Source organism: Gammaproteobacteria bacterium (genome assembly GCA_022340215.1).
Taxonomy (GTDB): Bacteria; Pseudomonadota; Gammaproteobacteria; order JAJDOJ01; family JAJDOJ01; genus JAJDOJ01.
The window spans coordinates 1-14,614 of record JAJDOJ010000019.1 but is presented as its reverse complement, the minus strand read 5'-3'; the positions used below and the strand labels follow the sequence as shown (position 1 = coordinate 14,614).

At 64.3% G+C, this 14,614-nt stretch carries 7 protein-coding genes and 3 pseudogenes; 4 read left to right on the top strand and 6 right to left on the bottom strand.

Annotated elements, in window-relative coordinates:
- A partial coding sequence (locus tag LJE91_01190) for a YeeE/YedE family protein (GenBank protein ID MCG6867372.1) occupies positions 1 to 309 on the bottom strand: 309 nt, incomplete at its 3' end.
- Positions 310 to 739: 430 nt separating this feature from the next.
- Here LJE91_01190 and LJE91_01185 point away from each other — a divergent pair.
- Positions 740 to 6,223: a translocation/assembly module TamB domain-containing protein gene (locus LJE91_01185; protein MCG6867371.1), complete on the top strand. Its 5,484-nt coding sequence runs from the start codon at positions 740 to 742 to the stop codon at positions 6,221 to 6,223.
- A 141-nt stretch (positions 6,224 to 6,364) separates the two neighbouring features.
- On the opposite strand, the gene LJE91_01180 is transcribed toward LJE91_01185, so the two are convergent.
- The 4 genes from LJE91_01180 to LJE91_01165 all read right to left on the bottom strand — a co-directional run bounded on the left by LJE91_01180 (position 6,365) and on the right by LJE91_01165 (position 8,574).
- Positions 6,365 to 7,549: a sulfotransferase gene (locus tag LJE91_01180; protein MCG6867370.1), complete on the bottom strand. Its 1,185-nt coding sequence runs from the start codon at positions 7,547 to 7,549 to the stop codon at positions 6,365 to 6,367.
- Positions 7,455 to 7,994, bottom strand: coding sequence for a hypothetical protein (locus LJE91_01175; GenBank protein MCG6867369.1), 540 nt, complete (start codon positions 7,992 to 7,994; stop codon positions 7,455 to 7,457). Before LJE91_01175 ends, LJE91_01180 begins: the two co-directional genes overlap by 95 nt.
- Positions 7,991 to 8,131, bottom strand: a complete 141-nt coding sequence (locus tag LJE91_01170) for a hypothetical protein (GenBank protein ID MCG6867368.1) — start codon at positions 8,129 to 8,131, stop codon at positions 7,991 to 7,993. Before LJE91_01170 ends, LJE91_01175 begins: the two co-directional genes overlap by 4 nt.
- A 119-nt stretch (positions 8,132 to 8,250) precedes the next feature.
- On the bottom strand, positions 8,251 to 8,574 hold the full coding sequence (locus LJE91_01165; protein ID MCG6867367.1) for a hypothetical protein: 324 nt from the start codon (positions 8,572 to 8,574) through the stop codon (positions 8,251 to 8,253).
- 258 nt (positions 8,575 to 8,832) lie between these two features.
- On the opposite strand from LJE91_01165, the pseudogene LJE91_01160 reads away from it, so the two are divergent.
- The 3 pseudogenes from LJE91_01160 (at position 8,833) to LJE91_01150 (ending at position 10,709) form a co-directional block, all read left to right on the top strand.
- A pseudogene (locus tag LJE91_01160) lies at positions 8,833 to 9,231 on the top strand (efflux RND transporter permease subunit).
- A gap of 1 nt (position 9,232) precedes the next feature.
- Positions 9,233 to 10,114 (top strand): annotated as a pseudogene (locus tag LJE91_01155) (efflux RND transporter permease subunit).
- A gap of 418 nt (positions 10,115 to 10,532) precedes the next feature.
- Positions 10,533 to 10,709: pseudogene (locus LJE91_01150) on the top strand (M28 family peptidase).
- A 49-nt stretch (positions 10,710 to 10,758) separates the two neighbouring features.
- Here LJE91_01150 and LJE91_01145 read toward each other — a convergent pair.
- Positions 10,759 to 14,109 carry a mechanosensitive ion channel gene (locus tag LJE91_01145; protein ID MCG6867366.1) on the bottom strand — a complete coding sequence of 1,117 codons (3,351 nt, stop codon included), beginning with the start codon at positions 14,107 to 14,109 and terminating at the stop codon, positions 10,759 to 10,761.
- Between the last annotated feature and the right edge of the window lie 505 nt (positions 14,110 to 14,614).

Below are 14,614 nucleotides of genomic sequence, written 5' to 3'. Positions count from 1 at the left end.
CAGGATCTCGACGCGCAGGTCCCTGCCGGTTAGCGCCGCGACGAAGGAACCGACCAGCGTGCCCGCGAGCATGTAGACCAGGAAATCGTCCAGCGGATTGGCCTGATCTGCGAAGTATTTCGCGAAATACTCGCTTTTCGCAGTCAATTCCGGGGAGATCAGACCCTGCATCCAGGCCGCGACACGCGTGAGTCCGCCGCTGATTCCAATGCCGCGCCCGGAAATGACGAAGGTGAGGATCATGAGTAGACCGAGAGTAACCCCACCCATGAAGGGCGCCCAGCAGTAGCGCTCCTCAGAAGGTTTCATAGACATGTGGTTGCACCCCCAGGCGCGGTGGAATGGCACACCGGCGCATCACCCGCTCGTATTTTCCGCCGAATCATCATGAAAACCACGCAACTTTGTTCCGGTCGTGATCAAACTATCGGAGTTTTCGGAATTGTGGCATATACCGGCCCGGAAGTCCCCGGACGGGAAGGAATCGGTACCGCAAGGGACGGCCGCCCACTGATGGGACTGGCGCTAGTGTAGAACACCTGACCCGGACCGTGCAGTAATTAAATGCCACTAGATATTATATAATTAAATTGAATAATACCAGCTAGCTCCCGTTTCTCGCCTGTCCCCAGGGGCGACGGCGTTCGCTCACTGGTCTCCTAGACCGTCTCGGTAGGTCAAACCAGGTATTGGCTCGAGTACAATCCGGCTCATCACCCTTCCGCGATCGCTTTCCCGCATGCACCTACCCCTTCGTCGCTCCGTGACCTCGCTTGCCCTCGGACTGTTGCTGCTCGCCGTGTTTCTGCTCGTCGTCCTCGTTTCTCCGGGCCCGTTCGCTTCTCTGGTTCAACCGGTCCGAAACCTGCTGGTCGATGGCGTGACCTCGGCGGTGTCACTGGCCTTCAACGGCCGTCTGACTATCGGCGAGCTGACCGGTTCTTTGCTCTCGGCACCAAGGTTGCGGCACCTCGAGCTGCGCGATGCCACCGGCGCATCCGTCCTGACCATCGAGGAAGTCCGGCTCGAGTACGACCTCACAGACGTTTTCGCTGGCAGGATTCACGTCCAGTTGGTCGAGATATTCGACCCCTGGGCGCGTCTGGAGCAGGATGAGGATGGACGACTGAACATCGTTGCCATCTTCTCCAGCGGAAACACCAGATCGGCAGATTTAAGCAGTGGTCTGCCCGTGGCGATCGCGTTTGACGAAGTGGTCCTGCGCGACGGACATGCCGAACTGTCGCTCACGGCGTTACCCGGCGTCCGGGAGGTCACCGGGCTTTCCGCCACGCTGCGCGGCGACCTCAGACAGGCGGCCTACCGGCTTGAACTCGACCGACTCCAGGGGCACGCCCTGCCCGCGGACGTGAGCGTCCTCGACCTGCGGGGTGCGGTCTCGCTGGCCGACGGCAGCCTGCGTCTCGACGACTGGCTGCTGGTGACGGACCGGTCACGTATCACGCTCGGCGGGATCGCCCCAGGCGGCCCGAACCCGGCCGATCTGCACCTGATCCTGGACCCCTTCGATGTCGCAGACATCGGGCGCCTGACCGGCAACGACGCCCTCCACGGCCCGTTGAAGGGCAGGGTCACGGCGATCGGGCCACCGCGCTCGGTCGTGATCGATGGTGTCATCGATGTCCCAAAGGGCAGCCTCAGGATCGATGCACGCGCTGACCTGACCCCGGATGTGCCGGCCTTCGACGCCGAACTGCGACTCGAGGCGTTCGACCCCGCCAGCCTCTACCATCGTTCCGCCTTCGAAGGTGAGCTGAACGCGAATCTTCGAGCCTCGGCCGGGGCAGACGCCGGCGGCGGGAGGCGATCGGAGCTGCACCTGGAGATCGGAAAATCCCGTCTGGGCAGGATCGATATCGAACCCTCGCGGGTGCGGTTCGATACCGGGTCCGCGGGGCTACGGGTTCAGGAATTCGATCTGCGCACCAGTGTCGCGGACGCCACGGTGCAAGGCGGGATCGCCCGGTCCGGCGACGCCGGACTGCAGTACACGGTGACGGCGCGCGCGGACGGCCTGCAACCCTACCTGGCGCAACCGGTCGGGGGGACGCTTCAGCTGCAAGGGGGTGCGGACGGGCACTGGCCCGATGTCTCCAGCCGCGGCCGGTTGACGGCGCGAGACCTGGTACTCGGAGACCGGGCGATCGGCGCCCTGCGCCTGAACTATGGCCTGACCGGAATCGTTGCCGGGCCGGCGCTGCAGATCCTGGTGGAAGCGACCGACGGGCGGATCGGTGCCTATGACATCGACTCACTGAGGGTGGAGGCGAACTGGAGGCAGGACGACGCTGGCGGGCAGGGCCGCTTCGATGTGGCGCTCAAGCAGTCCGACCGGGTCGATGCACAGGTTGCGGGCGACCTCCGATCCGACGAAAAGCGTCATGCACTGACGGTGGACCACATGGTGGCCAACCTTAACGCCAGACACTGGTCCGCGACCGGGCCCCTCAAAATCGGGTTCGGTCCTGGAACGGTCTCGATCGCTCCCTTTCGACTCGAACACGGCGAGGAAACGGTTTCGCTATCGGGTGGGTTTCGCGACGGCCGCATCACACCCCTTTCCCTCGCGATGCAGCGGATCGACCTCGATGCACTCCGCCACGCCCTCGCACTGCCCGCCTGGGTAAGCGGGCGGATGAATCTCGCGGCGCGCGCCGAAGGCGCGTTCGATGATCCGGAACTTCGAGCTGAGATCGAACTGTCTCACGCCCCCGCCGAATCGCCACCGTTCGAGCGAACGGCCGCGACGCTCACCTACTCGGACCATCGCGTGACCGGTTCGGCATCGATGACCCAGCAGGCGCGGACTGCCGCTGCGCTCGAGATCGACCTGCCCATCGACGCGGCGATCGCTTCCCTGCCACTGGAGCGCCGGCTCAAAGAAGGACCCGTTTCCCTGCAGCTCGATCTCGATCGGCCGGACCTGGCGGCGTTGTCGCGCACCTTCACGGGGCTCCAGGCCCTGGACGGAACGATGAGCGGCAGGACCGTGGTCGAGGGCGACTGGACGGCGGCGTCGTTTCGGTCCGATCTGGAATTCCAGGGAATGGGTTTCAGCGGGATGCTCGACGAACTGCGCTCGTCGCTCAGACTGCGCGCGGACATACGGACCGCCGAGGACCTGAATGCGTTTCGCGATGCGATTGCCACCGGAACGGCAGGTATCGCGCTGCACGATCTCGTGCTCGAGACCCCGTCGATGACGGCCAGCCTGCCGGGCAATGGTACCGAAGATGAACTGTCCATCTCGGATCTGAGCGTTTCCGGCGCCGCGGAGATTCATCCGGGCCGGATCGCCGCCAGTGTGGACCGATTTCAGGCCCGGGCGGAGATGACCGGCTATCCGGCCACCGATGTCGCGTTAACGGGCGAACTGGGAAACGGGCATGTGACCGTCGGGTCCCTCAGTGTCCGGGCGGGAGATTCCGCAGTAACAGGCCGCGGCAGCCTGACGCTGGCAGACGGGCGTGTGGACGCGGCGATGGACATCCCCAATCTGGAACTCAGGGACTTCATCAGTGCCCTGCCCGGCACGCTGCCATCCCGCCTTTCGGGTACCGTTGGCCTGAAGGGCGGCACGCGGACCGCGGATCTGACGGCGTCTCTCGTCTATGCCGGAGGGACTGTCGAGTCGCGGGTTCGTGCCGACCTGCGCGCGACCGAACCCAGCTATTCGCTCGATGCCCGAGTCTCGGGAGTCGACCTCGCCCGGTTCCTTTCCGGGGAGCGTGGCCGAGCCAACGCCTCGCTCGAGCTGGGGGGCAGCGGGTTCTCGGCATCCGCCAGGGATCTGCACCTCACCCTGAACGTCGACGCCACCGGGTTCAGCGCGATTCCGGGTTTGACCGGTTCATTGCGCGCCGCACTGAAGCGCGAAACCCTCGACATCGAATCCCTGGACATTAAGAGCGAGCCGGCAGTCGTGAACGCCAGGGGTGTGGTCTCCCTATCTGGCCCCAGCGATCTACGATACGGGGTCGAGTTGCGTGATGCCTCGCCCTTTGGTGGGCTTGCCGGCAGGGACGTCGGGGGACGCGGCTTATTGACCGGGTCGATCAGGGGAACACCCGAAGCCCTGCAAATGACCAGTGGGTTAAACCTCGCCGAGTGGCGGTATTCAGGCTGGTCGGGCGGCGCGCTCGACGTCCAGGCAAGCATCGACGATCCGATGGACTCACCTCGCCTTCGGCTCGAAGGAAACGCCACCGGTCTCACCGGTCCCGGCATTGAAATCGGCGATCTGACGGTGGAGACCGATTACGCCGACCACGCCGGCGGTCTGGCGGTCGAGGTGATCGAAGGGGCACTCTCCGGATCGCGGATCGCCGGACGGGTCCGGACGGCCGCGCCTGCAGGGGCGACGGTGGATCTGCTCGAACTTCAGCACGGAGATTATATCTGGCGAAACGCCGCTCCCGTCGAGATCGGTTTCGAGGGGAACGGCGGATTCCGCCTGGCCAGGGCGAAGCTGACCAACGGGGTGCAGCGGATCGAAGCCGGCGGGGAACGCACGCCTGGTGGGAAAATCAAGGGGCAGTTCGAGATTGTGCGACTGGACGTCGGGGACCTGGGCGCCTCGCTGGTCCCGTCCCTGGCGGGACTGGACGGAACGGTCGATGCGAGCGCCTCTCTCAACGGAACGGCCTCGCGTCCTGTCCTCGACGGGACGATCGAGGCCGCCGGGATGCAGTGGGAGCAGCGGGCCCTCGGGGAGTTACACGCGGCACTCCGGTCCGACGGCCCGGTCTATCGGGGAGAGGCCCGATGGACGCAATCCGGTGCGCCACTGATGTCGATCGACGGCAGCGTCGACGTCACGGGAGACGGCGCCCTCTCGGTTCGCACGAAAGCCGACGAGTTCGACCTGGCGATCCTCCGCGTACTGGGCAGGCAGATCCAGGAAAGCGCCGGGGTTGTGGACCTCGATCTCACCCTGGGAGGGACGATGAAGGATCCCTCGGTCGAGGGGACGCTGGTGCTTCGCGACGGTGTGCTCAGGCTCAGGAGCTTGGGGGCGCGCTACGAGGACATCGAGGCACGCATCAAAGCCCGGGACAAGCGGGTTGAAATCGAGAAGTTCTCCCTTTCATCGGGGGCGGGCGAGGCGACGCTCGGCGGATGGGCAAGCCTGCGGGGATCGGGACCGACCTCGGCGGCGATCGATCTCAGCCTCGAAACCCGGGACTTTACCCTGCTGAGCACTGCCGCGTTCTCCGCGGTGGTGACATCGAATCTAAAGGCGCGCGGGTCGCAGCAGGACCTGGCGGTCACCGGGGAATCGCGGGTCAGCAGGGGCCGGTTTGGTTACCAGAACCTGCCCTCGAGCGGGGCGTCGAAGGTGGAACCCTGGGAGTTGACGGTCGAGGGGGTTTACGGTCCCGGTAAGGCGGCCGTCGTCTCGGACGCGTCAGAGGCGAACGGGGCCGCCCGCCACGATGCCCCCCCGCTCCCCTTCCTGCGCACCGACATCGGTATCGATTTTCCCAGAAACGTCTGGGTACAGGGTGACGGGACCGCCGTGGAACTGGGCGGCAAGGTGCGAGTCGGAAAAGACCTCGACGGCCCCTTCATCGTCTCTGGGGAGATCGACACCCTGCGGGGGTTCGCCACCTTCCTGGGCAAGAAGTTCACCGTGGAAAAGGGGCATGTCACCCTGACCGGCACCGAGGAGATCCAGCCTCTGTACGATGTCGTCGCGATGCATCGGGTCTCGGACTACAACGTCTACGTCGACGTTCGCAGCATCCGGGACAGGGACACAGGCAAGATGAGGCCAGAGATCAGCTTTCGAAGCGAACCCGAACTCGATGAGTCCGACGTCCTTTCCCTGCTGATGTTCGGCAAGACCTCCGACCGGCTGACCAGTTCCGAGCAGAGTTCGCTGTCCAGCCAGGCCCAGAGCGTCGCGGGCGGCGTCGCCTCCAGCCTGCTGGAGAGGTCGCTGGGCTCGGCCATCGGGCTCGACAGCATCGCCATCGACCTTGGCGACAGCGACACGGCCGGCAGCGTCGGCGTCGGGCAATATCTCTCGCAGGACGTCTACATGTCCTACGAAAGGGTGTTCCGCAATCCTCAGAACCGAAACAAGGGCGGTAACGCCGTGGGTATCGAATACGCCATCGGTCGGGGACTGAAGATCAAGGGGACCGGTAGCGACTACGGGGAGTCGGCGATCGATTTCTTCTACGAGCACGACTACTGAGCCCGATCGCTCCGATTTCGACATGGCTGTATCTCAAGTATTACTTAAAATTAATTTCTTAACCTTTTGATAAAAAAGTATGGATGACAAGCACAGCGCCGTCCACCGATACGAAAGCCAGGCCAAATCGCGCATCGACCGTCAGGAAACCTCTTGCGGGACCTCGTACCTATCACGGTACTCGGAGAACCGCTTGCCGACATCGGCGGCGTCCAACCCGAACCGGGTCAGCGAGTAACGGTGCTTGCCGTACCGGTCTTTCGGATTTTCGTCGAGAAAACGCCGCATTCGCCGCTCCGTGTCAGCCGTCAGTTCCATTCCGAGCCCATCGTACAAGGTTCGTACTGCCCGAAACGGATCCGCCACCAGGTCATGGTACCGGACGTCCAGGAACCGGCTCTCAACCCCGGATGCCGTCGCTCTCACATGGTCCGCCCGTTCCAGTGTGTCGGACCAGCGTTCCAGTACCTCGCGGCCGATGGCGGCCCGATCGACGCGATGGCTGAAGGCCCCGTACAGCACCTCGGTGAGACTCGCCACCGAACCAATCGCGGCCACCGGGTCCCTGTGGGTCTGCACGATCGCGGCATCCGGATACGTCGCCAGGAGTGCGTCAAGGGTGTACAGGTGAGAAGGCGCCTTCAACACCCAGCGTTCGTCGGGACGGCACCACTGCAGGTGCTGGAGAAACCGCCGGTGAAATACGTATTCGGGACAGCACTCGCGCCGCGAGAGCCAAGCCTCATACAAGGGCGTGCTGCAGGTGGTGTGAAACTGGGACGACTGAAAGGTGTAACTGGTGATGGCGATGCATTCCTGTGGCAGGGTCGCGCCCAGGGGATGCACCGCGCGAAATCGCGGGGCCAGCCGGTCCATCCATTTCAGCATCCTGGCGGTCCTGCGGATCCCGGCTTCCCTGTCCCTCGCCGTAGGGGGTGCGGGCAGCGGGAACATGACCTCCCAGGTCAGCGGCGCACGGTTGGCGGTATCCTGAGCCAGCAGCCCGTGCAACAGCGTCGTGCCACTCCTGGGGATGCCGGTGATGAAGATCGGCCGGCGTATCGGCTGCTCGCTGATCGATGGATGCTCGCGCCAGAAGGCGTTCAGCCTCAGCCGCGTCTCGAGCAGGCGCGAGGCATCGCGGAGCATGGCGATACGCCCGTTCAGGGTAAGACGCGATTCGAACCGGTAGGAATCGAACAGGCGCGTGATCGACTCGCGCAGCGCATCGTCACCAAAATCCTTCAGTCCCGTACTGTGTCTCGCCTTCTGAATCAGTCCGTCCGGATCGAAGGACGACAGGCGCAACCGGGAGATCGCGTCCATTCCCACCGCTCACAGTGCCAATGCCGGATGCATGGTTCCTCCTGTTGATTGCGACGCGTATTGTGACACGTTCCGAAGACCGGGATCCCGAAACGCTGACCGGCCAGTACCGTGGAGGTCCCGTCGAATCGCCGATATAGGCGGCGCGTGCCGCCAGCAAGCCGGCCTCCGCCCCGGGGGCGCGCCACAGCCCGACATCGACAAGCAGGGACTTCGGGGTCGCGGCTACGCAACGCGCGACCTCGCCCGCGATCAGCACCTGAAACTGCAGCAGATTGATGACGCGGATCTCGACGAGTTGCGCCTCGGAGATCGGGGCGATGTCCTGCAGTATCGGCTCGTGCGGGAAGAATAAGGGACCTTCCGGCATTGCCCGCACATCGCCGGTGAACCTGAAGGCTGCGAGGGAGTCGACAAATGCCGGGGTAATTGCTTGCAGCTTCACAGCCAGTCGAACGCACTGGCGGTGAAGCGCGCCGATTCGAAGAACGAGAGGACCTGCTCGAGACCCGCGGCGACCAGGTATCCCCGTCCCGGCGGGGGGTCGCGGACGATGCCCTCGAACACGGCCGTTTCGTGCATGCGGGCGTGCCGTTAGCCCTGCAGCATGGTCAACCGATAGAGATCGGTCAGCAGCAGATCCGGGGACAATCCATTCCCTGGATCTTCACTCACGGTGAAACCGTCGCACCCTCCCCCTGTCAGCTCGGTCGCTCACCGTGCAGTTCGGCGAGCCATTCGTCCAGTCCGGCCATGACATGGTCCAGCGCGCCGGTCACGAAGGGCTTGCCGTCGCCGTCGCCGGCATAGAACGCATCCGCCTTGCGGTCCCGCCCGACGATCGCGACCAGTTCCTCGTTCACCCCGCCCCGGTAGATCGCGAACCGGTCGTCACCGTTTCCGCGACGGGACCACGCCCAGCGGGTGGCCCTGCCATGGGAGATCTCGTGTGCGGCGAAACTTTCGAGTTTCTCCCGGTCCTCCTTGCCGATAAAGTTGTCCGGAAGTACGAATACCTCAGTCATGCCGGTGTCACTGCCCCCCCCAGATGGCCATTCGGACGCCCACGCAAATGGCGCGGGCAGATCCGGTGAAACGCTTTGCCTCGAATCTGACATAACTATAGCCGCTTCGTCCCGCCGTTGCCCCCGGGGGCAACGGCGGTCGCTTGAAGGAACCTTTCTATGCGACGCCCGCCCGCACAGGGAAACGGCATGCGCTCGCTGAGGGGCAATTCCAGCCCCCCCGGTTCTGCTTTCGGTCCCGGTAAAACATGAGAAACTATGCCACCCGGTTGGTTCCGGCGCCACCACGCCACAGGTGACTGCTACCGGATACCGAGCGCAGCAGGAGGGTATTCGATGCCGCTCGACGCCCTGCCCGACCTGTCGGACGTCCAGGTGATCGTCCGCACGGCCTATCCGGGACAGTCGCCGGAGGTGGTCGAGGAGCAGGTCACCTATCCGGTCACGACCACACTGCTGTCGGTGCCGGGAGCGCGCATCGTGCGGGGCTTTTCCTTTTTCGGCGACTCCTACGTCTATGTCATCTTCGAAGACGGCACCGATCTCTACTGGGCCCGGGCGCGCGTGCTCGAATACCCGAACCAGGCTGCCTCAGATATGCCCGAGGGAGTGCAACCCCGCCTCGGCCCGGACGCCACCGGCGTGGGCTGGATCTTCAACCGTGGAGGGGCTGGAACGTTATCCCGTCAACCTGCGCTTTCCCCGGGAGCAGCGCGACGACGTCGAGAAACTGCGCCGGCTCCCACTGGTCACCCCCACCGGGGCGCAGATTCCACTCGGCCAGGTGGCCGAGGTTGTCTTCGTCGACGGTCCGCCGATGCTCAAGAGCGAGAACGCCCGTCTCAACGGCTGGACCTTCGTCGACATCCGTGGTGTCGATCTCGGCAGCTACATCGAACGCGCAAGGAAGACGGTCGCCGAGCGGGTTTCGTTGCCGCCGGGTTACTCGATCGCCTGGTCGGGGCAGTACGAGTACATGCTGCGCGCCCGCGAACGCCTCGTGCAGGTGACCCCGTTGACCCTCGTCATTATCTTCGTCCTGCTGTATCTCGCTTTCCGCAACGGCACCGAGGCCCTGCTGGTGCTGATAACCCTGCCCTTCGCCCTGGTCGGCGGCTTCTGGCTCATCTATCTGCTGGACTACAACATGTCGGTGGCCGTCGGAGTCGGTTTCATCGCCCTGGCGGGCGTGGCGGCGGAGTTCGGGGTCGTGATGCTGGTCTATCTCGACAACAGCCTGAAGCGGCGCATGGAACAGGGGCCACTCACGCTGGAAGGTCTGCGGGAGGCGATCATGGAAGGGGCGGTGATGCGTGTCAGGCCGAAGGCCATGACCGTGGCGGTGATCGTCGCCGGGCTCCTGCCGATCTTCCTCGACAGCGGGACCGGCTCCGAGGTCATGAGCCGGATCGCCGCTCCGATGGTGGGTGGCATGCTCACCGCCCCCTTGTTGTCGCTCTACGTTTTACCGGCGACCTATTACCTGTGGAAGCGGCATTCACTGGTGAACCACGCCGACCGACGCCTCGCCGCTGGGTAGGATTTTCCCCTCCACGGGCGTTGGCCCACAGGAGGAAGGGCCTGTTACTACAGGGGTTGCGGACTCGAAGGCACACCCTTTTCGGTTTCGAGCAGGAAAAGGGAACCGCTCGCTCTGGAACCGAACGCGAAAGAAACCACACCGGCAGTCCTTTCCAAACCAAAAATGAGCCTGAACGGGACAGTTGTGTGCGCCTGATCGTCCGGAAACGGCACGGTCCGGCGAACAGGGTCGGATGGCGTACAGCGAGACCGCCAAGGGTGCTTGGGTATAGCGCGCTGGGGGGTCCGCGGCGTATATGGAAGCCGCCCTGATCGATGCGGGATACACAGTGAGCCACCAACCCTTCGAGAGCGGGGGTGTGACGGTCCACAACATCGAAGCCGAACTTCCCGGCAGTGAATCGGACGACGAGTTCGTCGTCATGGGCGCGCACTACGATACGGTGGCCGGCAGCCCCGGAGCCAATGACAACGGTTCGGGGGTGGCCGCTCTTCCGGAGATCGCTCGTCTGCTCGCCGGGACCACACCGCCGCTCACCGTTCGCTTCGTCGCGTTCGCCAACGAGGAACCACCGTTGTTCCTCAGCGAAGGGGGGGTATCTGCGTCTCTCGATTCGCAACCGGACTTGCGGTGCGTGGTGGTTACGGGTCCTCTTCCTGGCCTCGACCCCCGCCCCCTCGATGCAGGCGGATGTCCAGCGGTCTGGCGGTATCGAGGTGCAGGTCGCGCTGGGGGAACGCGATCACGACCCCGGCCTGCTCGAATTTGGCGTTGATCGCCTTGTGCAGTGCCGTGATCGTAGCGAGGCGGTTGTCCATGGCGCCGAGAAAGCTGCGCAGCAGCAGGTTCAGCGAATTGTCACCAAAGCCTTCGAACGAGGCGATCGGATTCGGTTCGTCCAGTACGTTCTCGTTCTCGCGCGCGGCCTCCAGCATCAACGCCATGGCACGTTCCACGTCGGATCCGTACGCCACACCGACCGTGATCACGATACGATTGACCTTGTCGGTCAGGGTCCAGTTGACCACCCGACCGGTGATGAACTCCTTGTTCGGGATCAGCAGTTCCTGCTTGTCGTAGTTCGTGATTGCGGTTGCCCGGATGTGGATGCGAGAGACTACCCCCGTCGTCCCGTCAAGCGTGACCACGTCGCCGACCCGGATCGGTCGCTCGAACAGCAGAATGATACCGCTGATGAAATTGGCGACGATCTCCTGTAACCCGAAACCGAGACCGACACCAAGTGCCGCGACCAGCCACTGGATCTTGTCCCATTGCAGCCCGAGACTGCCCAGCGCGACCACCAGGCCCACGCCTGCGATCAGATACTGAATCAAGGTCTTGACCGTGTAGCGCGCCCCCGCATCGAGCGGCAGGCGCTGCAGGAGCGCGATCTCCAGCACCCCCGGGATGTTCTTCGTCGCCAGCAGGGTCACGCCGAGCAGGAGCCCGGCGAACAGCGCACCGCCGAGCGTCAATGCCGATTCGTCACCCTCGCCGCCGGTGTTCTCGCTGCCGGTGAGCGGAATGCTGGTTTGGCGGAAAATGTCCAGAGAGGCCAGCAGTTCACTCCAGATCAGCCATACCCCGGCCAGCGCACAAAACAGGAAGGCCACTCGCACCACGCGCCTGGCCTGTTCGCTGAGCAGGTCGACGTCGAGTTCCTCTTCATCGGACACCGCCGCCGACTCCTCGTCGACCGCCTCGCTTCCGGCGGCCCGATGCGCCTTCAGTTCCTCGCGACGCCGCAACGCCTCATCGAGACGCAGCCGTCGCTCACTGATGGTCAGATAACGCAGCAGCAGGTCACGCAGGATCCACAGTCCCAGCAGCAGCCAGAAGCTCTGCTCGACAAGAAGGTTAATCTGTAGCGCCAGGACCTGGTAGCCGAGAAACGACAGGAGCCCCATCAGCAGCGGCAATAACAATCCGGCCGGAAACCACAGGAAATGCAACTGCCGCATTACCGGCATCTTGCCCTGATCCCGCAACGCCGTCATCACCGGGCCGTTGCGGTGGAACAGGCGCCAGTTAAACGTGGTCCAGACGCCCATCAAGGCGATGAATGCGATCTGCCCGAAGGCCTGCTGCGCGGCCGGCAGGTCTGCGTCTGCCGCCAGACTCATCACGAAGCCCAGCGGTACGGCCACCGGCACGGCCCAGACCATTTCGCGCTGCAACGCGATTCGAAACGGCGGGAACCAGCGCAGATGACGGTCGGCGAGTCCGCTGGTTCGACAAAGCTGCCAGAGGAACGACCCGCCGGCAAGCAGCAGTCCGGCGGTCACCAGACCGGCAGCGACCGTCCGCGTGAAGTCGGTCGCCTGTCCCAGTTGGCCAAGCGGCCAGCCGATGCCGATCACCGGTAGCGGCCAGACGAACGCAAGCGCCAGGGTCAGCCCCAGTGCCTCCAGCGTCAGCAGGAAATTGTCACTGCGGATCCTGTAGGTCGAGCGGGCGAGCAGGACCAGTCGTGCCCGAGCCCGTCTCCGGTTCTTCAACAGAGTCAGGAACAGCGCGGCAAGAATCAGCAGGCGGAACGGCTGCGCGTGCACCAGCGCCAGAAGATCCATTCCGACCGCGGTCCAGTTCAGAGGCGATAGACCCCAGGCGATCCCTTCCAGCAGCCGGGCCGGGGTCTCGGCCGACCACAGTCCTGGACCCCGAATCTCGAACAACTGATCGTCGATGAAGTCACGGTATTCGACGGTGACCTCGATCAGTTCGCGCTCGGCCAGTTCCAGGCTGCCCACCTGCGTCAGGTAGACACCGTAGGCCTGCTCCAGGTCGGCCAACGCCTGCGCGTGAGCCCGTACCAGTTGCTTTGCCTCCTGGCGGGTCGCGGTGTCCTCTGCGGCCAGTGCAAGAACGTTCTCCGGTGCCTGCTGCGACTCGTGGAGTTCGACCTGGCGATCGGCCGCGCTACTGATCGCGTCGTGGTGATCGGCCACTGTTTGAGCCAGCGCCCGCACATCCGGTAGACCATCTCGGCGCCGCCGCAGCATACGACCGATGGCATCGCTGGCACCCACCACTGCGACCCGCCTCCGGTCGCTGTCGAGATCGCCCCGCAGCGTGGAGAGCCGGGACCGGTCCGCCGTCAGCTCCCGTTCCAGCTGCTGCCGGGTCGCCACCACGCGTTCCTGGTCGGCTCGAAGCATGGCCGTGTCCTCGGCCAGGGTCTGCAACGGCGCCGACCATTCCGTGCCCCGACGGCTCATGTCCTCGGCCTCGCGCCGGGCGTCACGGGCTTCGGCAATACGCCGCTCGCCGAGCACTTGGTTCACCCCCTCCAGTACCGCGGTCAACCGGGCGACCTTAGCACTGGCCAGTTCCTGTTCGGCACGCGCGAGCCTCGACAGGGTGTCCTGATTGTCGAGCCTCACCTGCGCGACGTCGAGTTCCGACTGCGTCAGGTCGCGCTTGGCAACGAGTGACCACCCCCGGGCCTGCTCGAGCAGGTCGCGCGGCGGGTCGGGCAGCACTGCGACCTCGGCTTCCAGACGGGCAAGTTCCGAACTCCTGCCGGCCACCCTGGCAATGAGGTCCCTGGCGCCGATCACCAGAGAGGACAGCTCTCGATCGGCGGCCTTCAATCGCTCTCGCGCACCGGACAGCTCGACCTGAAGCTTCTCGGCGCGGGCCTCCAGCGCCGCCATGTCCCCGTCAGACTCGTCAGGAAGTTCGCCCTCGGCGACGCGGGCAGCGTTCCGGGCCGCCTCGATTGCCTTCGGTGCACCTTCGACACGCTCGCGTACGCGCTTCAGTTTTTCCCTGGCCGCACCTGCCAGTTCGAGGCGCCTCAGGGCCTCGTCCAGGTATTCCGATGCCTGCTTGCGCTGATCCTCGTTCAGGCCCGAGTCGTCCAGGGCGGCTCGCGCGGCCTGGATACGGGAATCGGTCGGCAGTTGTCCGTCTTCCGCATCGTGCGTCGTATCCCGGGCGGATCCGACGGGCGCCGCGAACGCCAGCAGGGCAACGGTGAACGCCATGCGTGCGAATCGGCCTAGGGGTCGTCTGCAACGGGTCATTTTAAAAAAAAGGTATCCGGTTGCCTCGCCGGGACTGAAGTTGCGGCGCCTCTCCTGGAGACTAGTTCAAGCGTAGGCGGTCTCGCCAACAGTCGTCAGTCGTGTTCCCGACGGTTCCGGTCGGGTGGGTCGTTGAGTCGTTGTTTGCTCACACCCGAAAACAAGTTAGCATGTGTCAGTCACAATCGTCACACGGCACACAAGGGGGCGGGAGTCACAATAATAGATGGGTCGTCGTAGGCGGTGCCGGGACTGTACCGGCCGATGCCGCAGACGCAATGGGGAATGGCAGGGGGCCGGGTTGTCGATGTGCCGCCGAATCAGCTTAGGCGATTGCCGGAAAATGACATACCAGATCGCGCCGGATTTTCGTTCGTCATCAAGGCGCGACAACAGGCGCATAGTCGAACTATGTAACGGTTGTCGCAACACGGAGGACGGACGACAAAGACAAGCAGGATGGTAT

Bases quoted from the DNA above. Each gene is read 5' to 3' on its own strand.
- LJE91_01145 (MCG6867366.1), bottom strand. From the start codon at position 14,109: ATGGCGTTCACCGTTGCCCTGCTGGCGTTCGCGGCGCCCGTCGGATCC.
- LJE91_01180 (MCG6867370.1), bottom strand. From the start codon at position 7,549: ATGGACGCGATCTCCCGGTTGCGCCTGTCGTCCTTCGATCCGGACGGA.
- LJE91_01165 (MCG6867367.1), bottom strand. From the start codon at position 8,574: ATGACTGAGGTATTCGTACTTCCGGACAACTTTATCGGCAAGGAGGAC.
- LJE91_01185 (MCG6867371.1), top strand. From the start codon at position 740: ATGCACCTACCCCTTCGTCGCTCCGTGACCTCGCTTGCCCTCGGACTG.
- LJE91_01170 (MCG6867368.1), bottom strand. From the start codon at position 8,131: ATGCACGAAACGGCCGTGTTCGAGGGCATCGTCCGCGACCCCCCGCCG.